We start from the raw sequence: 18,926 nt of genomic DNA, 5'->3' as shown, positions 1-18,926 counted from the left end.
GCCTCGGTGTCACGGTCCTGGGCGCCGCTGCCTTCCACGTCGAGTGCGACGATCTCGGTGCCGTGCCACAGCCGGAAACCCATCGGCGCCAGTCTCCCGTAGCTTGCCTCAGTCGTCCTCATGCCGCGCCGCCTGCTCGAACGATCCACGAAGGACCGCCAGCGCCATGAACTGCTCAGGGCCGAGGGTCGGTCCGTGGTAGGCGCGGGAGCCGACGGAGACGTGGCCCCACCGCTGCCGAGAATGCCCCACACGATGTAGCCGACAGGCATCGCTGGTCACGATCGCTCTTGCGCCTGAGCGCGGCGCAGCGCGACGGTGAGGGCTCGTTCGCCGGTGGCGGTCAGGCTGACGGTTATCGCCCGCTGATGCGGGACCAGATCAACCAATCGCAGGCTCAGCAGCAGGTTGATCGTGTCGCGGACGGCTGTCTCTTTGACGCAGGCGTGCATCGCCAGTGCGTCGCTCAGTGTGCGAACCGTCCAGTGCCTCTCGGGCTGTTGCACGAGGGTCTGATAGATCCGGCGCCGTGCCGAGGTTGGCCGCTTCAATGGGGTATACATCACAGCGTTCCGAATCGCGTGATGGAAGCCCGGCGTGACGCGGAGGCTGTGCCGTACTCGGGTCCGCCCATCTCTCTCAGCTTCCGACGGAGCATGTCAGGGCATCGCTCGCGATTCTTGCTGCTTCGCGGAGAGTTCGCAGGGTTGCCTCGGGCATTGAGCCGGCCCTGAGACCGGCTGTTGTCGTGATGTGGGCGAGAGCGTGCTCATGTGGCTCGTTGAGGTGCAGGGCGGTGCGGTGGGCGAGGACTTCCCGGGCGGCGTATCCGTCGGGTGCTTCGAGGACCTCGGTGGCCACGTGACGCAGGAGTTGTTGAGCGGTTGCTTCGTCGTGTCTGCTGGACAGCGTGGCGGCGGTGAGGCCCCATCGGGCTCGATAGACGGCGTAGTCGGTGACGGGTTCCTGTGCTAGGAACTGCTCGACCATGGCGGACATACCAGAGTTGGCCGTTGCGGGTGTTGCGCACATTACGGTGAGGCATGAGCCGACATGTTGTTCCCACGGTTGGGTGCTGGTGCTGTCATCGAGGATGACGCGGGCGGTGTCGGTGTCTCCGCGCAGGAGGTGAGCGATGATCGTGGCTTGTCGTCCCTCCATGAGGTGACCGCCGATGCCGTTGAGTGCGTTGGCGTGTGTGACGGCGTCGTCCCACCGGCCGGCGAGGGCGAGGATGCGGATGCCTTCGCTGAGGTGTTGCAGCCAGGTCCACTGGCGCAGCTTGCCGAGATCGTCGCGTGTGCCGGTCAGGTTGGTCAGTGGCAGTGTCCGGCCGTCGATGGTCAGGTTGGTGCCTGTGGTGATGGCTTGGTACATCGCTTGAAGCAGGTGTAGTGCGGGCTGGCCGTTGTCGGCGCGGATCTGTAGGCGGGCGAGGTTGAGGACGGGTTCGAGCAGGTAGCTGGCTTGTAGGGCGGTGAGCGTGCCGCGTTGCCGGTAGATGTTGATGTGGTCCCAGCACCATTGGTGGGCGAGGTTCGGCAGGCCGCAGTCGCTGGCGATCAGCGCGGCTTTGTTTAGGGCGTGGGCCGCTTCGGCCATGCCGTTGTCGTGGTGCGCGGCAGCCGTCTCGGCGAGTTCGGCGACTTCGGTGACACGGTCGGTCAGGGCGGGGCATGCGGGTCGGGGTCGGCCGAGTAGTGGGAAACGGCGGACGGCGGCGCGGATGGTGGTGGGGTCGAGGGCGGTGTTCATGGTCAGCTCCGCGGCAGGAACGCTTCGAGTGCGGCGCGGGCGAGGACGCCTTGGGTGTGGGCGGGTAGCCCGAGTCGATTCCAGTGGAAGATCACGATGTGGCTGGTGACGGCTCGTAGGCCGCGGTGGAGGGTGCCGGCTGTCGCGGCGGCGGCGAGGGCGCGTCCGGCTTCGATGTACGCGCGGTGCCATGGGGCGGCGAAGGGAACTACCCCGTCGGCTTCGAACAGGGAGTTGTCCGTGGTGGGCGCTACCGTGAGGAGGCCGCGTACGTTGGCAGTGAGCGCGTCGAGTCGGCTGTTGGTGATGTGGTTGATCGGACGCATCTGGGCGACTCGTGCGAAGACGTCGCCGCGTTCGAACCAGTCGAGGCCGGCGGCTTGGAGAAGGCCGCCGAGCAGGAGGAGGGACAGTTCGCGGCGGCCGAGGGCTGGTTGTGGTTGGCAGAGGTAGGTGAGGACGCCGTGGCTGTCGGCGCAGAACAGGTCGTGGACGATGCGGATGCCGGCTGTGCCGCCGAAGGCGGCGGTTTCCGGTTCGTACAGGCTGGGCCACCATCTGGTGAGTTCGCCGGTGGTGGTGAGGTCGTCGAGGACGTGGTTCACGGCGTCGACGTGGGCGTGGGTGAAGCGCAGGCGCCAGCAGGGATGTTTGCGCAGGAACCACCACCCGCCGCAGGCGCCCTCGTTCGTAAGGTGGTCGAGGCGGGGGCCGAGTGAGGTGACCGCGGTCGTCTCTGCGGTGTTCCAGTCGGGAAACTCGACGCGTACCTGGTACCAGGGGCCGTCGGCGTGTTCGGCGTCGGCAAGGGCGGCGCCGCCGGCGCGGTGGTAGGTGTCGACGGCGTCGGCGAGGTCGGCGGGATCGATGGCTGCGGTCGCCGCGACTGTCTGCAGGGGGGTGCCGGCGAGTACGGTGAGCACGCTGGCGGCCAGTGGGGTGGTCAGGTGATCAGCAGGCATGTGTCCCATCCGGTGTGGGTGGTGCCGTGTCGTGCGGTTTCGGCGGCCAGGTGGATGCCGGCGTGGCCGGTCAGCAGCCCGGCGTTGCCGTCCTGGTCGTGGTGGTGCGCGGCTGTCTGTATGGCGGTGGCCAGGGCGGGTAGCTGGTGGTGGAGGGCGTGGCTTTGGGCGTCGGCGGTGGCGTGGTGGGCGGTGGCGTAGAGACCGGCGAGGCCGTGGCAGAGGCCGAGGTCGGTGAGCCGGCTTCGGTGGCGGTCGGTGAGGCAGGCGGCGAGGGCGTGTTCGGCGTCGGCGCGGCGGGCCGGGTCGTTCGTGGCGATCGCGGCGAGTTGGAGTGCGCGGGCGATGCCGGGGGTGCCGTAGCACCAGGACGGCCGGCCCGGTGTGGGCTGGCTGACGCGACCGGTGTTGAGGTCGTCGAGGGTGAGCCACTGTGGCCACCAACTGCCGCCGTCGACGTCGTGCTGGCGCCATCGGTCGAAGTGTTGGGTGAGCTGGTCGATGGCCTCGGCGTGGTGGTCCACGACGTGGCCGTGACGCATGGCGAGGGCCAGCAGGGCGAGGATTCCCGCCGCGCCGTGCGCCATACCGAGGTTGGCGTGCCCGCCGGGTGTCGGCAGGGTCGGGTCGGGGTCGTGGGCGGCCCACCAGCCGGGCAGTAGGCGGCCGTCCTGCTCACGCGGGCGCACCAGCACCGTCAGGTAGCGCAGCACATCGGCGAAGGTGTCGCTGTGGGGCATGCGCTGCATCAGCAGTACGCCGATGCCGGTGAGGCCGTAAAAGAGGTCGTATTCGCCGAGCGAGCCGCCGCCACCGTGCCGCAGGCGGGCGGTGGCGGCGGTGAGGCGGCGGCGTGCCAGCCGTGCCACGTGTTTATCGAGGGTCGCCGCCGCAATGCGGTAGCGGTCGTCGGCCTCGGCAGCGCGGTGCAGGAGAAACGCGATGGCGGGGATGCCGTAGTACAAGCCGGTGTGCTGGCCGCCGTCGAGCGGCCCGGTCGCCGCTGCCCGGATCTGCGCATGCGCGTCTGCCCAGGATCCGCTGCCGGCGACGGCCCGTTCGAGGTGCAGCAGAGCGATGCCTGCCGCTCCGGTGGCCAGCGACTGGCGGGCGGCATCCGGACCATCCATCGTCGGCGTCCCGACATCGGCACTGGCGGTGGCGCTGGTCGCTGGCCTGTTCATCACTGGGCGGTCCGGGCCAGGGCGCGCAGTGCGGCGGCGCGAGCCAGACGGTTGGTGCTCTGCTCGAAGGTGGGATCGACGCCGAGCGCACGGATGTGGTGGTCACGCAGCAGGGTCGGCAGGACACCGGACGGGTCACGCTGCGCGGCGAGAGCGTCGAAGTACCGACGCAGGGCGGTGCTGCGGGCCTGCCACGCGTCGCCGACCGCCTTCCCGGCGGGGTGTGACTGTGGCTGCCGCCCGTCGACAGGTAGGTCGACCAGTCGTAGCGTTTGCTCGCACAGTGCACGGTCCAGCGGCCCGGTCTGCTGCGGCAGGCATTGGAGCAGGGCCTGATATCCCGAAGTCCCGTCGGTGGCGAACGCGGCGGCGAGCCGGGCCATGGACGCGGCAGCCAGCGCCTGCGCCGGCACGTTGAGGTCGGCGGCGGCTGCTATCTGGGCGATGACGCAGGTGGTGTCGGCGCCGAACACGTCCTCGGCGGCGACGAGCGCCTCGTCGCAGCCGTAGCGGCCGGGATGGTCCTGGTACGGCACGAGCGACAACTGGCCGGGCAGACCACGGGCGGCGAGGTCAGCGGCGAACGCGGCCAAAGCTGCGATGACAGTCGGGTGGTGCTCGGGTGCGGTCAGCCGGAGCACGACGATGAGGTGCTGGTCGGCGTCCATACGGACCAGGTCGCGACGTCGCCGAATCCACCACCGGTGCACCGTGCCGTCCAGCGTCGCGGTGAACGACGCGAGGTGCCGGATGATGTCGTCGAAACGCGCCGGGTTGCCGGCCAGCCGCGCCTGCAGCACGCCTGCGCCGCCGGGCACCTGAAGCCGACCGGGCGGCGCGAGGTGCGGCAGCGGCCGGCGCGCGGGCGTGATGGCGAGCATCGGGATCAGCAGCTCTGCGGCACGGCCGATCCACCCGTGGTCGTCGGGCTGGGCGTCCTCGCGCAGCTCCACCCGTTCGGCCTGTGCCAGCCGGTGGCGCAGCAACGCCCGGTCGAGCCGGTCATCGAGGTGCAACGGCTGGCGGAACTCGCCGTGACAGAGCACGACCCGGGCGGGGACCCGCCAGTGCCGTTGCCACGCCTGCAGCGCGGAGTCCCAGCCGTGGCCGTCTCGCGACGGCAGGTGGTCGCTGGTGAGGAGCCATCGTGCGGCGGCGAGAATCGTGCGTCGATACCGAACGCGCGGCAGGTACGGCAGCGTGCGGGCGGCACCGACGTCGAGTGGGCCGAACACCGTGGTGCGCGCGTCGGCGACCTCGGCGAGGAAGCGTGCCAGCGGAGGGCTTTGCACGATGGTGTCGAGTGCGTGGGGGATGTGGGGGATGACTCGGCGGCCGGTGGAGATCTGCACCAGGTACATCTGGTCGGCGTCGGCGGTGACGGCCAGGTCGTCGAGGCTGATCGGATTACCGGTGGGGTGTTCGGCGAGCGCGACGACGTCGGGCAGGAGCTGGGGGACCCGGGTGACGTTCTCGTTGTGCGGGCGCCGCGGCGGAAACGACAGTTGCACCGCCACCGCGTCGCCGTACGGCGCGTCTGGCGCGCATGCGGCCTGAAGCTGGGTCTGCTGGTAGTTGTCGAAGAGGTGGATGAAGCGGCCGACCATACTCGTCGGCGAGCCCGGCGCCGCGGCGAAGCGCAGCCGGAAGTCCCCCCGGTCGAGGGCGTCGATCGATGCGGCGTGAACGGTCACGCCGAGCTCGATACGTGCCGGCGGTATCACGTCTGCCGGCTCGCCCACGGTCAACGCTGCCACCTCCGCGTCGGTCAAGACGATCTCGTCGCGTCCGTCGAGCGCGGCCCGCTGCACCAGGGCAAGGAACGTCGCGTCGCGTTCGTTGACGCTGCGCCAGCTCGGATGCGCGCGGGGCGCACCGAGGTATCCGGTCGGGTAACCAAGCCCGGAGTCAGCCAGCAGGTCTCGCACCGCCACGAGCGACCCTTGGCCGTAGCGGGCCCGGAACCGGGACCGGTAGTCCTGCCAGGCGGTCGACCCGAACGGCTTGGTGCTGACCCGCAGCAGGACTTGCGCCGCCTCGACAGCTTCCGTCAGCACCTGCTCGGGAACGCGGATCTGAGCGTCGAGGCGGGTGTCGACCGCCAGCGTGTGCTGGCTGGCGGCAACGACCCCGCGCATCCGCTGCGCGAGCGAGGCCCGGACCGCGGTCGCCTGCCGTGGGTCGTCGTGGTTGTTGTGCTCATCGATCAGGTGCCGCACCATCTTCAGGTCGCGTAGCACGGCGGCGACGTCGCCGAACTGCTCAACGCCAGCGGCTGTCACTGTCTCGATCACGTGGGTGAGACTGTCGGTGACCGTCATCGGCGGGCGCAGAGCGCTGATGAGAGCGCCCTGCCGCAACAGGTTGTCCAGGACGGTGGTGATCTGTTCGGGCTGGGCTGTGGGGAACCGCTCGGCCAACTCGGCGGCGAGCTCGTCATACCGGATGCCAACGGCGGCGCTGGCGAGCGCCGTTTTCACCGGCGCTGTGTAGCGCACGGACGTGTCGCGCAGCGGGACCGCCTTGCCGCCGCCCGGGTCGGCCCGGCGGGCGGTGATGAACCGGCCGTCACGAACAACGCCGGTGTTGTCGGCGATCACCCGCAGGCGACGGCGCAGCTGCGGGTGCTGCTCCAGCCGATCGATCACGGCCGCCAGCCACTCGCTGTCGACCCGCGCCACCGTACGGTGGCGCCGTCCGACCTGCACGCTGCCCGATCCGGTGGCGGCGATCGTGACGCCGGCGAACAGACCGAACGGTGTCGCCCGCCGCTGCCACCGCAGCAGGTAGCCGGCGACGGAGATGACGGCCCGCCGAACCACCTTGGCCGTCACCGTGTCAGGACCCGCGCTGATGCGGTCAAGCTGTTCCGCGAGGGCGGGGCTCGCCAGCGTGACGGCATCACGGACGTCAGCACGAGCCCACGTCTTTATCAGCCACGGCAGGCCCTCACGCAGCACTGCGTCGTCGCTGGCGAGGTCCAGTTGCGAAGGCACATCAAGATCGCCGGGATCCGTGGTGGCACGCACCATGATCACGCCGGCGCTACGGAAGATGGGCGGAGCTGGCACGAAGGTCGTCCCCTCAACGAAGAAACCGCGCCGTCGGCGCCCGGGCGGGCGCCGACGGCATCGTCGGGATCAGGCGGCCTGGATCAGACCGGGTCGCAGGACTTGGTCGTGCAGGCGCTCGTGCTGCAGCTGCTGCCGCAACCGTCGCTCGTACTGCACATCATGACCACCAGCGGGGTCGTGGACTCCACGACCCGCATGTCGAGCACGAAGTCGTCGTCGGTGGCGGCGGTGGGGGCGTCCGTGCGATCGAGTTCCAGCAGCGGCGGGGCCATCGTCTTCACTCCTCGGGTAGGTCGAATAGGGGTGTGAAACACCTGGCCGAGGGCGGCTAGCTCGCCGCCGGCCAGGAGATCTGGAGCAGGCCGTACGTCTTCGCCAACACCGCCACGTCGGCCGGCGTACTGCCGACGTTGATGCCGGACGGCCAGTAGGCGAAAGTCGGTACCGGCCTGCGATGGGCCCGCTGATACCAGGCCTGAATCTGTTCCGTCATCGCCGCCGCGGCGTCCTTACCGTGTGCCCCGAAGGCACGGGCCCCGAGCTCAGCACCCGAGTCACCCTCAGCCGGACGCCAGGCCAGGTAGGCGAACGAGTCACCACGCACGACACCGAACGGAAACCAACGACGCTCGGCAGCCAGCTCGGTGCCGTCGTCCGCCGCGAGCAGGCAGAAACCAGGCAGGAATCCGGCCAGCCACAGGTGAAGATCCGCGAAGGACTCGCTGTGTCCGACCGTGACTCCCGACCAGACCTCGCTGCGTTCGGTGTCCAGCACACCATCCAGCTGACGAACGTCGTCCGGGGCGCCGACGTCGAAGCGCAAGCTGACGAACCGGCCCTGCCGGTCGGGCAGCCGGAAGATCCGCTCGGGCCGGGCACCGTCGCCCTGCAGGGGCACGAACCCCGCCACCTCACTAGAGGTACTGGTCAAGTGGTCGCCGTCGCGGCGCAACGCGATCGTCCGGGTCACGCCGTTCATCCGCAGCGGGACCACGATCACCCCGTCCGGGGCGAGGTGATCCAGCCAGGCGGGAGGGATGTCCCACGCGCCGACCGTGACAAGGATTCGGTCGAACACGCCCTCACCGGGCAGGCCGTGCACCGCGTCGGCCTGTACCACCCGTACCCGGTGCTCGTAGCCCGTCTCGCGCAGCAGGACCTCGGCGCGGTCGGTGATGTCCGGATCGATGTCCACGCTGACGACGTGTCCGTCCGCTCCGACCACCTCGGCCAGCAGCGCGGCGTTGTAACCACCCGAACCGATCTCCAGAACCCGCATGCCGGGCTCGACACCGGCTTGTTCGATCATGCGCGCCTGGATGTACGCGGCGCTGACCGAGGACAGGTGCACCCCGTGCTCATCCGTCTTGGTGATCACCGACTGGTCGACGTCGTAGACGACCTTGAGTGGTGTGCCAGCCGGCACGAACGCATGCCGCGGCACTGCCCGGAACGCCGCCTCCACGACCGAGGAAGTGATCATGCCGTCAGCGACGAGCCGATCCACGAGGGCGTCTCGGATCATTCCGACCTGATCCGGGGAACTCGGTACGTCAGCCGTGTACGTCACTCGGCGCTCCAATCTCATGTTTCTCGTGCCGTCTGGTGCTGGCAGGTGCCGGATGCGGTAGCGCGCAACGCAGCGCCGACAGAGCCTGCCGCCTACAAGCAGGTGGGTCATGAACGGCTACCTGCCGCACGAGCCCTACCGAGTACGCTTCACACGATTACTCATTGTGAACAGCGCGGGAATACCGACTTACGGTCCGACTTTGCCGGCACCCGCTTCGGCCCTCGGCCACGCAGCGCGGCCGGTGCTCCAATCAGGGACATCGGTGGCATAGTCGGCAGGGCCGCCCTATCGGTTGAACGGGGAGACAGTGCCTCGCCATCCAGACACCACGATCAAGCCCAACTCCGCGCTCAGCGGTGCCCGGCAACGCCTGCCCTCGCCCAGACGCTCCGGCCAGTGCATGTCCCGCACCGAGCTGGCCGACGCGGTCAACGCGGCACTCGACGCCAGCTGCTCCGGCCGCGACATGACCACCCAATACGTGGACTTTCGCTGGTCGGCAAACTGGAACGTGGAGAACATCGCTGGCCCAGCGAAGCGCGTCGAGCTGCCCTTCGTCAGGTACTCGGCGCCACCCGCGACGACGAACTTGACCTCTACAGCCCCCGACGAAGTGACCAGACGCGCGACGACGGCGAAGCGACCGAGCCTCGACCAGGCAGTTGGGAGGAAACCATCCATCTGCTGCGCGAAGAGTGGCACCTCCTGGTCCAGAACGACAAGGTCTTCGGCCCTGAGTACGCACTGATGGGCGTTTCCAGGCAGCTGGCGGCAATCGAGGACTTGTCGAAGGCCGCTCCCGAGGCGCTACGTCCCGCGGTCATCCGCCTCGCCGCCCAGTACGCCGAATCCGCGGCATGGCTGCACCAGTCCCTCAACGACCACGCCGCGGGCCACCGCCGTACCCATCAGGCACTCGCATGGGCGGGCCAGATCGGCGACCCGACCATGACCGCGTGGGCCACATACCGTAGCAGCCAACAGTGGTTGACCAGCGGACACCCCACGGAAGCCGTAGTGCAGGCAGAAGCCGCCCTGCGCTACGACCAGAAACTGCCCGCACCGATGCGCGCAGCGTTGCGTGTCCAGCACGCGCACTCCCTAGCCGCCGTCGGCGAGCACCACACGGCCATGCGCCTGCTTGACGACGCGCACCGCTGGGCAGCAGACCGCCAGCAAGGAAAGCCGGAAGGGGAACACGGCTCCTACTGCACCAGCGGCTACATCGAGGTGCACCGCGGAGCCTGCCTTCGCCTGGCGCAGCGCCCACAGGAAGCAATCGCGGTACTCGACGAAGCCCTTCCCACGATTCCCCGACGTCATCGCCAAGACTTCGCCTCCGCCCTGACGAACAAGGCAGAAGCCCATCTCGCGGCGAACCAACCAGAACTCGCCGCAGCGACGGCACACCACGCGGTACCGATCGTGCGCCGGGCCGGATCACGACGAATCCTGCAACGACTTGCACAGCTCGGCGCCCCGGTCAGCGGACACCAGCAACTGCCAGAGGTCCGCGCCTTCCTCAACGAACTCAAGGAGACGACCTTCTGATGGCATCCGACGCCGAGCTGGCCGCGATGCGACACGCGATCACCCTGTCGTCATTCGGCCTAGGCACCACAAGCCCCAACCCACCCGTCGGCTGCGTCATCCTCGACCGCAACGGAGCCACTGTCGGCACCGGCTACCACCGACGCAAAGGAGAAGCCCACGCCGAGGCCAACGCACTCAAAGCAGCCGGCGCGGCAGCACGAGGCGGCACCGCCGTCGTCACGCTCGAACCCTGCAACCACACCGGCGTCACTCCGGCCTGCCGCCAAGAACTCATCAACGCCGGCATCACCCGGGTCGTCATCAGCATCATCGATCCGACGTCCCGAGGCGACGGAGGCGCCGCCGTACTCGCCGCCCACGGCATCGACGTGGAAACCAACGTGCTCCCCAACGAGACCCTCACCGTCCTCGGCCCCTGGCTCACCGCTACCCGACGCCGTCGGCCCTACCTGATCTGGGCCTATGTCCTGAATGCCAAGGACAGCCAACACAGCAACGATCAACTTGTAGCGGATCTGCGCAGCAGGGCAGACCTCGTGCACAGCGGGAAGGCACTTGAGGAGGGCATCCCAGGTGGCCACGCCCCTGAACACTTCACGCTGCCAGATGACCCAAGCGGCGATCTCCACCAGTGGATCTCCACCTGCTACGCCACAGGTTCGCGCGCCATTCTCGCCGTTGGAGCTGATTCCAATGGGCTCCACGTCAATCTTGATTGCGTCGATGAAATCGTGGTCGCCGTCGGAAAGGCCCCGCCGGCGAGCGGTCTCGCGGCAGCCACCATAGACCTCACACCGGCGGGTTTCGAGTGGGCCGACATCTCGCCCAGCAGCACGGGTAATCGTATTCGCCTTCGCCGGTCCGAGCATTCTTCTTTGCAAGCCGGTATCGCACAAACAAGGATGCGCTGATGCCCGCCGGCATCGAGCGGCTATCGCCTGCCACGCCAGCCCGAGACCAGTAGCCCTCCGGTTGTCGCCATCGCTCAAGCGGCTGCCTCCGCGAACACCCGTAGCCGGCCCGCCGATCCGCCGATCCGCCGATCCGCAAGCCTTGACGGAAGTCGCAGTACCCGGCCCCTGGCATCGTCGTGGAACTTCCTGATGGGACAGCGGCGACGGGATAGCCGCGCTTGTCGATTAACTGTGACTACGTCGGGTGCCGCAGCGACCTGTGGATCGAGTTCCCCTGGTCGGGCGAGCCGGCGGTACCGTAGCGCCGCCGTACCTTGCGTCTACTCGTCCGTTGTCGGCGGTGGGCGCAGGAACGCCACCCCGACGATCAGGGCAGCGGCGGCACCGAGGAGGCCCGGCAGGAGCCACAGGCTTCCGTACGATGCTTCCGTGCGCTGTCCCCCGGCGGACGCCGTTAGGATGGCCAGTGGGATGGCCAGCACTGCGGTCGTCAAGGGGACGGCTGTCCACCGAGCAACGATTTCCCACCTCCGGCCGGGTGCTGCGCCGATGTCGACGAGCGTGCGTCTGGTTAACGTGTGCGCGACGACCAACGCGACGCCGCCCAGTAGCAGGATTAACATGGCGGTGGTCGCGCCCAGGAAACTGGCGGTGTTGGCGACAGAGCGCAGCCGGTCGTAGGCCGTTGGGTCGGTTCCGCTGGCCATCTGTGCGCTTGGAGCGAGACGGATGGCCGCCGCTCGGACGAGGAACTGCTCGCGCGGCGACAACCGGGCGAAGTCCGGGAGAAGCACCTCGCTGGTGCCGTTCGCGGTGAGCCCGAACCTCTTAGCCACGGCGCTGTCCGGGGCGACCACCAGGCCGGGCAGGTTGCCGCCGAGCAGCGGGTCGGCTTCCGCCCGGCTGTCGGCGAGGGAAGTTGCCGTCCCGTCCCCGCTGGCGAACACCAGCAGTCCGACTTTCCCGTTGTCCAGTAGGTGTGGATCGGCTCGTGGTGCCGATCCCGGGTCGCCGAGCATGACCCGGTTGAGCGGCGCCGCCGACTCCCGGGGGAAGCAGTCCGTCACTTCGGTGGGATTGAGAGTGCGCTGGCTGGACATGCACGCAAGGACCTTCGGCGCTGTCACCCGGAGCTGGGCTTTGGACTCGTCGGGGATCGCGTAGCGAACGACTTGCCGCCCACCGTGCGATCGGTAGAACGCCTCCAACGCCTGGATCGCGCTGTCAGGCATCTCGCTGACGACGAAGGAACCGGCCGGTTCGAGCGGGCTTGACAGAGCTTCGCCGACGTTGGCGTCGTAGGTGTTCTGCGCCGACCAGTATCCGCTGAGCACGATGACGACCGCGCCGGTGGCCGCGACCGGCCGCAGGCCCGCATGCAGGTGCCGCATGAGCGTTTTGGTAGCCGTGGGCAGTTTCCAGCAGAGGATCGGTGCGACGACCGACGGCAGGGCGAACGCGACGACACTAGCCGCTAACGGCGTGAGCGCGGCCACGCGGCTTCCGTGCGACTCCAGGGACACCCGCGTCAGGACCACAAGTGTGGCAAGACCAAGACCCACGCCCAGCGCTCCCGCCAGGTTCGCCCAGCGCCCCTGCGAGGGCCTTTTAGGATGGCGTTGCGCCCACCGCGTGCCGAGGCGCGTCATCGGCACGGCCGACAGCGCTAACAGGATGGTCAGACCCAGAAGGGCCACGGTCTCCTGCCATGGCATCGCGATCCCTACCCATTGCTGCCCTACCCACGCGGACACCGGGTCGCGCGAGAGGAACAGGACCGCGGACGCGGCGCAGCCGCCGAGGACCTCGCCGGCCAGCACCGTCCCGCAGATGACCGACAGTAACCTCCGCCATGCCAGGGCGGGCGGCATCCCCACTGCGATCAGCGCGTCGGCGTCGAGCCGCCACCGACGGGACAGCACCACACCCGCCGCGACGAGCAGGATGCCCATCAGAAGGCCACAGCCGGCCGGGACGAACCGCATGGCGCTGAGGAACTGGGGCCGGTTTCCCGCGGATGCCTCGAGAACGGTGTCGACGGACTGGTAGGTCGCCGTGCGCTGATCGAGGACGGGCCGCAGCGCCGCCACGGTGTAGAAGTCCGTGTCACTCAACCAGATGGTGGGCCGGAACTCCGCCGACTCCGCCACGAGCTGCACCAACGTGCTCGTCGTCCGGTTGGCCGGGTCCACTGACAGACCCACGACCCGTCCCGTCCGCTGGCCATCCCCAGTCCGTATCCGGACGGTGTCGCCGATCGCGATGCCCAGGGCCTGCGCGGTCGACTCCGACAACAGGAGTTCGCCCGCGACTCGGGGCCGGAGGCCCCGAGTGACGATCCCCAACTCCAACGACGACTTGGTGTAGTCGCGAACCAGTACGGGTGCGGAGAGGTCACCCGCGAGCACGTCACCCATCTGGTCCTGCACCGGCATGGTGTCCGGAACCATCGAAATGGCCCTGCTCGCAGCGGGATCGCCGGTCTGCAGCGCGTAGCGACTTCCCCCGATGTCGGCGCGAACCGAGTCCTGGATCGCCCGCTCGGCGCTGCTGCGCGCCACGGCCAGACCGATGACGGTGCCGCCCAGCATGAAGCCCAGCAGCGTGAGCACCGCCATCTGCGCCACGCGGTGGCGCATGAAGGCCACGGTCAGCGCCGTGCCACCGACGCGAGAGCTCATGCCAACTGCACCAGCTTGCCCCGGGACAGCTCGAAGCGACGGTCCAGCCGCCGCGCAACGTCCGGGTCGTGGGTAGCGACTACGACCACCAGTCGTTCCCGAAGCCCGAGATCGACAAGGATGTCCGTTACCCGCTCGGTATTGTCCACGTCCAACGCCCCGGTCGGCTCATCCGCGAGGATGACCGAGGTCCCCGCCATCAGGGCACGCGCGATCGCCACCCGCTGTTGCTGCCCGCCCGACAACTTCGCCGGCAGGCGGTCTCGCATCGACAAAGGCAGCGCAACACGGCCGAGCATCGAGCCGACGTCCGCCCGCGAGCGGCTGACGCCCCTCAGCTCAGCGGCCAGCAACATGTTCTGCTCGACGGTCAGAAAAGGCACCAGACGGTAGTCCTGATGGATGAAGGACACTCGGGCATCGCCCGCCGAATTCCACGACGCCGTGACCACGGCGGTGCCGTCGATGTTGACCACGCCGCAAGTGGGCGCTTGTAAACCAGCGATGAGGCGCAACAGCGTGCTCTTGCCGCTGCCGCTCGGCCCCATGACCCCAGTCGTACCGGGCCCCAGGGTGAGGTCAAGGTTATCGAGCGGTGTGGCATCCGAATACTTGACGGTCACTTGCTCAAGCGTGATCATGACGCTCCTGGCCGACCCGCGTGATGGGCCGAAGGTGCGAGCCCATCACGTGGTCCTGCCATGAGTCAGACGTGCGTGATCTCATACGCCCCTTCGCATCCGGCGTAGCAGGTGTACCAGTCGGTGTACCTCCACACATTGAGCGCCGTGAAGTAGTCACCGTGGTAGTCCGGCCCCAGTTCCCGGATGAGCTTGGGCCGAGCCCTCGAATCGGCCTGCAATGACGTGCAGAGTGCGCCGCCCCGGTTGTTCAGCCCGCTCGTCTCCTTCTTCGAGGTGCAGTCGCCGCCAACCGCGAAAGCGGGTGCCGGGCCCATGATCGCCATGGTCGATAGGGCGCATGTCGTCAGGATACCCGCTGCCACGCTCTTTCGGAATCCATTGATCAATAGATCCACCCCCTGAGCTCTGAAAAGTGAATTGCTTACGGAACCCCGCTCGTACCTGCTCATACTGATGGCGTGAGCAGGGTGCTGTAAAGCCCTACATTCATGATTGTTTATTGACGTGGCGCCTGTCGGCGGCAGCAGGTCGTGGATCTTTCACGGTGGTGCCGCGCTGCCGCGACTCGCCGCTCCTGTCCCGCTCGGTCATTGCCGTCTCGGTGCGACCTTTCGTCCGTGCCCTCCCGGACCGCAACGGCCTGGTCGAACACACTTTTGGTCTGGGCACCACGAGCCCCAACCCGCCTGTCGGCTGCGTCATCCTCGATGGCCATGGTGTGGCTGTCGGTGCCTGCCGAGGGGAGGATGGTCGCGTGCGTGAGGAAGAGGCGATCGACGCGGTGAAGTTGGCGGCCATCGGAGCGGGCCTCCCGGCTCATGACGCCAGCGTGGTGCGTGTGGGCGAGAACGGTGTGGTCCTGCTGCCGAGCGCTGGTGTGCTGGCGCGAGTGGTGCCAAGGGCGGCCAAGGGGAGCGATCCCCGTCGGGAGATCGACATTGCTGCCTGGTTCGCCTCGCGCCAGGTGCCTGTCGTTCACCCCGCACGGCCGGAGCCATTAATCGTCGGACAGTACGTGGTGTCGCTGTGGGAGTACCTGGCAAATAGCCGGTCGGCCGACTTGGTCACCCTAGCCAAGTGTCTGCGTCGGCTACACGCGGTTGCCATCCCGGAAAAATCCTTGCCTATTTTGTCGCCGTTCGACAGGTTCGAAGAGCGGTTACAGGCGGGCGCCTGCCTCGATGCTGGCGACCGCATTTTTCTGCGCCAACTCCGCGATCAGCTCTCGGGTCGGTGGGCCGCCGCGGAATTCATGCTCGGCGAGGCAGTTCTGCACGGCGACGCGCATATGGAGAATCTCCTGGTGACGGCAGACGGCCGAGAAGCATTCGTGGATCTGGAGACAGTGTGTATCGGACCGCCGGAATGGGACCTGACCCTGACGGCCCTTTATTACGAGTGTGGGTGGTTCTCCGATAAGGAGTACGCTGACTTCGTTCAGACGTATGAATTCGATGTCCGCCTGACCCCGTCGTGGTCTGAGCTGCGACTGGCTCGCATGCTGCGGATGACTTTATGGCTGGCTCAATCGGCGGACAATGATCCGCAACGACAGCGCCAGCTGAGGCATCGCATCGATACGTTGCGAGACGGAACTGCTCCTGCTGGCTGGACGGGCTATTGAATTTGTGAGCGCAAGGCCTCTGATACGTGCGCCCGCGCTGCCTCCAGCTCACCAGCAAGGTTTGGCTCCGGATCTGCGTTCGCGAGTATGGAACCAAGGGCGAGCAGGTCATCCCGTAGCCGGCTGGAGTGGACCCCCCGTGCATCTGCCAAGCCAGCCTGTATCGAGTTCAATCCACCGGCAAAATTACCATTGCATATCTGGAGATAGGCGATCCGAATCATGGTGAGAGCCCGCGATCTGGCAGCTTCCGTCGGATGGTAGGAGTACGCGGACTGCAATCGATTGAGAAGTTTGTCCGTCTGCTGGTGTTTGTCGGTCGTTACGGCGACATCGAAGAGAGCATGGCCAGCATCGCCGAGAATCTGGCCGACATCGGCGTAGTAGCCCCAAACTGGATTTTCCGGCCCATCCAATCCGCTGGCCGCGAACTCCTCATCACATGAAGCGACCGCGCGCATGCACGCTGCCCCGTCATGGCTCCTTGCATAGGCACGAGCCTCCACGATCCGAACCGCCGCACGTCCCAGCGGAGGGATTTTCCGCCAGTCTGAGTGGACGAGGCCAATCACATTAAGAGCATCCGAGACCTGCCCGACGTAAGTGAGGTGCCTGCTCAAGGTGGTGGCGGTGTGTGCCCGCTGCTGCACGTCCTCGGCTTCGCTGGCCATCTGAATCGCCATAACGAGGTATCGCTGGGCTGTGCTGGGTCTATCGCCTGAATCGAAGCATGCCCATCCGGCAAGGTCAGCAAGTCGTGCTGCCGTCGACAGCCAGGTGCGGCGTACTGCTTCCGTTGCCGACGCTTGGCGGGCGACCCGGCAAGCCCATTCGAGCTGACCGGCCATCGCTGCACGGGCGAGTCCACCACCGTGCTGGTGGTCCCACTCTTCGAACAGGGTGATGCTGCGTTTAAGCGCCTCGACATGGGGCGACTCGATTTTGGCCGGTGCCTGCAATTCCGATCCGGACGTCCACGGTCCCGGAAGCTGAGCAAGGGCACCTGGCAGCTTGCCGAACCATGCAGCCGTCACTTGCTGGCGATCGGAGATCGCCTGGCCCTCGGTACGTCGAGGGCTGTAGAGGCCGAGATCGGCGTCTGTCGCGGCACCGAGCACCTGGCGAGTGGCAGTGCGCCGTTCGTGGCTGGGCCAGCGGTGTTCGCCGCGTTCGAGTTTGCCGACCCAGCGGTGGTCAACGTAGTGAGCGGTGAGGCTTCGGCCGGGGTAGAGGCGATCGAGAGCCGCGTTGATGGCATCTGCCAGTTCGGCTCGCGACAGGTGCTGGCCGGGCCGTTGCGGTGATGCAAGGCGCTGGCGGGCCCGGGCGAGCAGCGTGTTGGGCGTGATGATTGTGTCGGGGTGGCGCGCCATCTTGTACCTCCCTCCGAAGCCCGGTCCGGGGCGCTAGTCGAGATGTAGTTGCGGAACGTCGTAGAGGCCAGTGTTTGGTAGTCGACGCATGGCGGGTGAAGCGACCTCGATGATGAGCATTTCGGTGAGGAATTGGACGGTGGCGTCCAGTAGGTGGCTGGTGTGAGCGGTAGCGCTGTGTTCCTTGAGTCCGGCGGTGATGTGGATGTGCGGGAGGATCTTCTGGTTGGTGTCGTCCCAGGCGATGGTGCCGCCGCCGAGTGCTTCGACGTTGGTGAGGTCGACGTGGGTCCAGACGGGGGCGTCGGGGTTGTCGAGGCGTTGACAGGTACCGACGATCTTGGCGGTTGACAGGCCGGCGATGAACATCGGGATGTAGCCCTGTTTGATGTCGTGGGCGCGGCAGGCGTCGGTGAGGGCGGTGAAGAAGTCGTCGCCGTGGTCGAAGACCACGCCAATCATGCGTCCTGGGCTCAGGTTGTGGCTACGCATGCGCTGCTGGGGCCTCCGCTCGATCGGCAGTCTGGATTGGGTTGGGCCAGGGCCACGAGGACGGTTCGGCGCGGTTGCCGGCGACGGCGAATGCGGTGGGGATGTCCTCGGGGTTGATCTGTGCCGCGAGGAGGGCGTGAAGAAGGATGCGGGCCTTGTAGGGGTGCAGCCAGCCGGCGGGGATGAGTCCGCGGGTGAGGAGGTCTCGTTCGGAGCCGGGGAAGCCGTAGGTGTGGGTGAGTGTTGGGCCGGCCGGGGTGCGGGACGTGAGGACGATCGGGATGTGCGCGGCGAGGGTGGTGAGCGGGTCGACGAGGGGTTCGGGTACGTGGCCGCCTCCGAAGCCTGCAATGACGAGGCCGTCGCAGCAGTCGGCGATGGCGTTGAGGAGGGCCGGGTCGTCGTCGAGGCTGACCGTGTAGAGGCCGACGCGGGGGCGCTCGTCTTGGTGCGGGGCGGGGATGGTGAATCGGTACGGCACGCGGGTCAGCAGGCGCACGACGCCTTCGACCACGTAGCCGATGGGGCCGGTGTCCGGTGAGCGGAAGGTGCCGCCGTGGGTGGAGTGGGTTTTGGCGACCCAGCGGGCGGTGTGAATCTCGTCGGCGAGGACGACGAGGCAGCCCTGGCCGCGGGTGGTGGGGGATGCGGCGGTCTGGATCGCGGCGAGGAGGTTGGCGGGTCCGTCCGCGCCGGCGAGGGTGGGGTTGCGCATCGCACCGGTGACGACCAGGGGTTCGGGGCGGTGGTGCAGCAGGTCGAGCAGGTACGCGGTTTCCTCGATCGTGTCGGTGCCCTGGGTGACGACGACGCCGGTGGCGCCGGCGGCGAGTTCGCGGGTCGCCGCTGCAGCGAGCGCGGTGATGTCAGCGAAGGTGAGGGAGGCGCCGGGGCGGCGGCGGAAGTCGACCACCTTGATGTCGATTCCGGTCGGGGCCAGTCCGGGTACGGCGTCGACCAGGTCGCGAGCGGACAGAGTGGGGCTGACGCCGTCGCCGGTGCCGCTGGTCATGGCGATCGTGCCGCCAAGACCGAACACGACGACGTTCGGCACGAGTTCTGGCGGGGGCGGGGACACGATCGTTCCTTCCGGCGG

At 67.8% G+C, this 18,926-nt stretch carries 16 protein-coding genes; 3 read left to right on the top strand and 13 right to left on the bottom strand.

Annotation, left to right across the window (positions count from 1 at the left end):
• Positions 1–278 precede the first annotated feature (278 nt).
• The 7 genes from ABZ573_RS29255 to fxlM all read right to left on the bottom strand — a co-directional run bounded on the left by ABZ573_RS29255 (position 279) and on the right by fxlM (position 8,500).
• Entirely contained in the window at positions 279–506 is a 228-nt protein-coding gene (locus tag ABZ573_RS29255) for a hypothetical protein (protein WP_358122239.1), read from the bottom strand.
• 133 nt (positions 507–639) lie between these two features.
• Entirely contained in the window at positions 640–1,755 is a 1,116-nt protein-coding gene (locus ABZ573_RS29250; protein ID WP_151454204.1) for a hypothetical protein, read from the bottom strand.
• 2 nt (positions 1,756–1,757) lie between these two features.
• Positions 1,758–2,717, bottom strand: a complete 960-nt coding sequence (locus ABZ573_RS29245) for a thiopeptide-type bacteriocin biosynthesis protein (RefSeq protein ID WP_151454203.1) — start codon at positions 2,715–2,717, stop codon at positions 1,758–1,760.
• Positions 2,699–3,847: a lanthionine synthetase C family protein gene (locus ABZ573_RS29240; RefSeq protein ID WP_151454202.1), complete on the bottom strand. Its 1,149-nt coding sequence runs from the start codon at positions 3,845–3,847 to the stop codon at positions 2,699–2,701. Before ABZ573_RS29240 ends, ABZ573_RS29245 begins: the two co-directional genes overlap by 19 nt.
• Before the next feature lie 53 nt (positions 3,848–3,900).
• The gene (locus ABZ573_RS29235; RefSeq protein WP_225852143.1) at positions 3,901–6,933 is read right to left on the bottom strand and encodes a lantibiotic dehydratase; all 3,033 of its coding nucleotides are present in this window, start codon (positions 6,931–6,933) and stop codon (positions 3,901–3,903) included.
• 122 nt (positions 6,934–7,055) lie between these two features.
• Positions 7,056–7,247: an FxLD family lanthipeptide gene (locus ABZ573_RS29230; protein ID WP_151454200.1), complete on the bottom strand. Its 192-nt coding sequence runs from the start codon at positions 7,245–7,247 to the stop codon at positions 7,056–7,058.
• 56 nt (positions 7,248–7,303) lie between these two features.
• Positions 7,304–8,500 (bottom strand): methyltransferase, FxLD system, encoded by a 1,197-nt coding sequence (fxlM, locus tag ABZ573_RS29225; RefSeq protein ID WP_192581370.1) that lies wholly within the window; start codon positions 8,498–8,500, stop codon positions 7,304–7,306.
• 444 nt (positions 8,501–8,944) lie between these two features.
• Here fxlM and ABZ573_RS29220 point away from each other — a divergent pair, with 444 nt between their 5' ends.
• A complete protein-coding gene (locus tag ABZ573_RS29220) occupies positions 8,945–10,099 on the top strand; it encodes a hypothetical protein (RefSeq protein ID WP_151454198.1) in 1,155 nt (384 codons plus the stop codon).
• On the top strand, positions 10,099–11,013 hold the full coding sequence (ribD, locus tag ABZ573_RS29215) for a bifunctional diaminohydroxyphosphoribosylaminopyrimidine deaminase/5-amino-6-(5-phosphoribosylamino)uracil reductase RibD (protein WP_151454197.1): 915 nt from the start codon (positions 10,099–10,101) through the stop codon (positions 11,011–11,013). The genes ABZ573_RS29220 and ribD overlap by 1 nt, the downstream gene beginning before the upstream one ends.
• 323 nt (positions 11,014–11,336) lie before the next feature.
• Here the strand turns inward: ribD and ABZ573_RS29210 are convergent, their stop codons facing one another.
• The 3 genes from ABZ573_RS29210 to ABZ573_RS29200 form a co-directional block, all read right to left on the bottom strand.
• Positions 11,337–13,697, bottom strand: a complete 2,361-nt coding sequence (locus ABZ573_RS29210) for a hypothetical protein (RefSeq protein ID WP_151454196.1) — start codon at positions 13,695–13,697, stop codon at positions 11,337–11,339.
• Complete coding sequence (locus tag ABZ573_RS29205; protein WP_151454195.1) at positions 13,694–14,338, bottom strand: ATP-binding cassette domain-containing protein; 645 nt, start codon at positions 14,336–14,338, stop codon at positions 13,694–13,696. The genes ABZ573_RS29210 and ABZ573_RS29205 overlap by 4 nt, the downstream gene beginning before the upstream one ends.
• Before the next feature lie 65 nt (positions 14,339–14,403).
• Positions 14,404–14,664, bottom strand: a complete 261-nt coding sequence (locus ABZ573_RS29200) for a hypothetical protein (protein WP_151454194.1) — start codon at positions 14,662–14,664, stop codon at positions 14,404–14,406.
• 431 nt (positions 14,665–15,095) lie between these two features.
• Between ABZ573_RS29200 and ABZ573_RS29195 the strand changes: the two genes are divergently transcribed.
• Positions 15,096–15,965, top strand: a complete 870-nt coding sequence (locus ABZ573_RS29195) for an aminoglycoside phosphotransferase family protein (protein WP_151454193.1) — start codon at positions 15,096–15,098, stop codon at positions 15,963–15,965.
• Here ABZ573_RS29195 and ABZ573_RS29190 read toward each other — a convergent pair.
• The 3 genes from ABZ573_RS29190 to ABZ573_RS29180 are packed head-to-tail and all read right to left on the bottom strand — an operon-like array spanning position 15,959 to position 18,908.
• A complete protein-coding gene (locus ABZ573_RS29190) occupies positions 15,959–17,338 on the bottom strand; it encodes a hypothetical protein (RefSeq protein WP_151454192.1) in 1,380 nt (459 codons plus the stop codon). The two genes, ABZ573_RS29195 and ABZ573_RS29190, sit on opposite strands and share 7 nt — an antisense overlap.
• A gap of 33 nt (positions 17,339–17,371) precedes the next feature.
• Positions 17,372–17,830, bottom strand: a complete 459-nt coding sequence (locus tag ABZ573_RS29185) for a DUF296 domain-containing protein (RefSeq protein ID WP_151454191.1) — start codon at positions 17,828–17,830, stop codon at positions 17,372–17,374.
• A complete protein-coding gene (locus ABZ573_RS29180; protein WP_225852140.1) occupies positions 17,823–18,908 on the bottom strand; it encodes an asparaginase in 1,086 nt (361 codons plus the stop codon). The genes ABZ573_RS29185 and ABZ573_RS29180 overlap by 8 nt, the downstream gene beginning before the upstream one ends.
• Positions 18,909–18,926: the final 18 nt, after the last annotated feature.

It is taken from the genome of Micromonospora sp. NPDC007220 (assembly GCF_040634035.1).
GTDB classification, from domain to species: Bacteria; Actinomycetota; Actinomycetes; order Mycobacteriales; family Micromonosporaceae; genus Micromonospora; species Micromonospora reichwaldensis.
This window is presented reverse-complemented; position numbering and strand designations above follow the sequence as displayed.

Coding starts and splice junctions, on each gene's coding strand:
- ABZ573_RS29250 (WP_151454204.1), bottom strand. CDS start 1,755: ATGAACACCGCCCTCGACCCCACCACCATCCGCGCCGCCGTCCGCCGT.
- ABZ573_RS29245 (WP_151454203.1), bottom strand. CDS start 2,717: ATGCCTGCTGATCACCTGACCACCCCACTGGCCGCCAGCGTGCTCACC.
- ABZ573_RS29240 (WP_151454202.1), bottom strand. CDS start 3,847: ATGGATGGTCCGGATGCCGCCCGCCAGTCGCTGGCCACCGGAGCGGCA.
- ABZ573_RS29235 (WP_225852143.1), bottom strand. CDS start 6,933: ATGGTGCGTGCCACCACGGATCCCGGCGATCTTGATGTGCCTTCGCAA.
- ABZ573_RS29230 (WP_151454200.1), bottom strand. CDS start 7,247: ATGGCCCCGCCGCTGCTGGAACTCGATCGCACGGACGCCCCCACCGCC.
- fxlM (WP_192581370.1), bottom strand. CDS start 8,500: ATGATCCGAGACGCCCTCGTGGATCGGCTCGTCGCTGACGGCATGATC.
- ribD (WP_151454197.1), top strand. CDS start 10,099: ATGGCATCCGACGCCGAGCTGGCCGCGATGCGACACGCGATCACCCTG.
- ABZ573_RS29210 (WP_151454196.1), bottom strand. CDS start 13,697: ATGAGCTCTCGCGTCGGTGGCACGGCGCTGACCGTGGCCTTCATGCGC.
- ABZ573_RS29205 (WP_151454195.1), bottom strand. CDS start 14,338: ATGATCACGCTTGAGCAAGTGACCGTCAAGTATTCGGATGCCACACCG.
- ABZ573_RS29200 (WP_151454194.1), bottom strand. CDS start 14,664: ATGGCGATCATGGGCCCGGCACCCGCTTTCGCGGTTGGCGGCGACTGC.
- ABZ573_RS29190 (WP_151454192.1), bottom strand. CDS start 17,338: ATGGCGCGCCACCCCGACACAATCATCACGCCCAACACGCTGCTCGCC.
- ABZ573_RS29185 (WP_151454191.1), bottom strand. CDS start 17,830: ATGCGTAGCCACAACCTGAGCCCAGGACGCATGATTGGCGTGGTCTTC.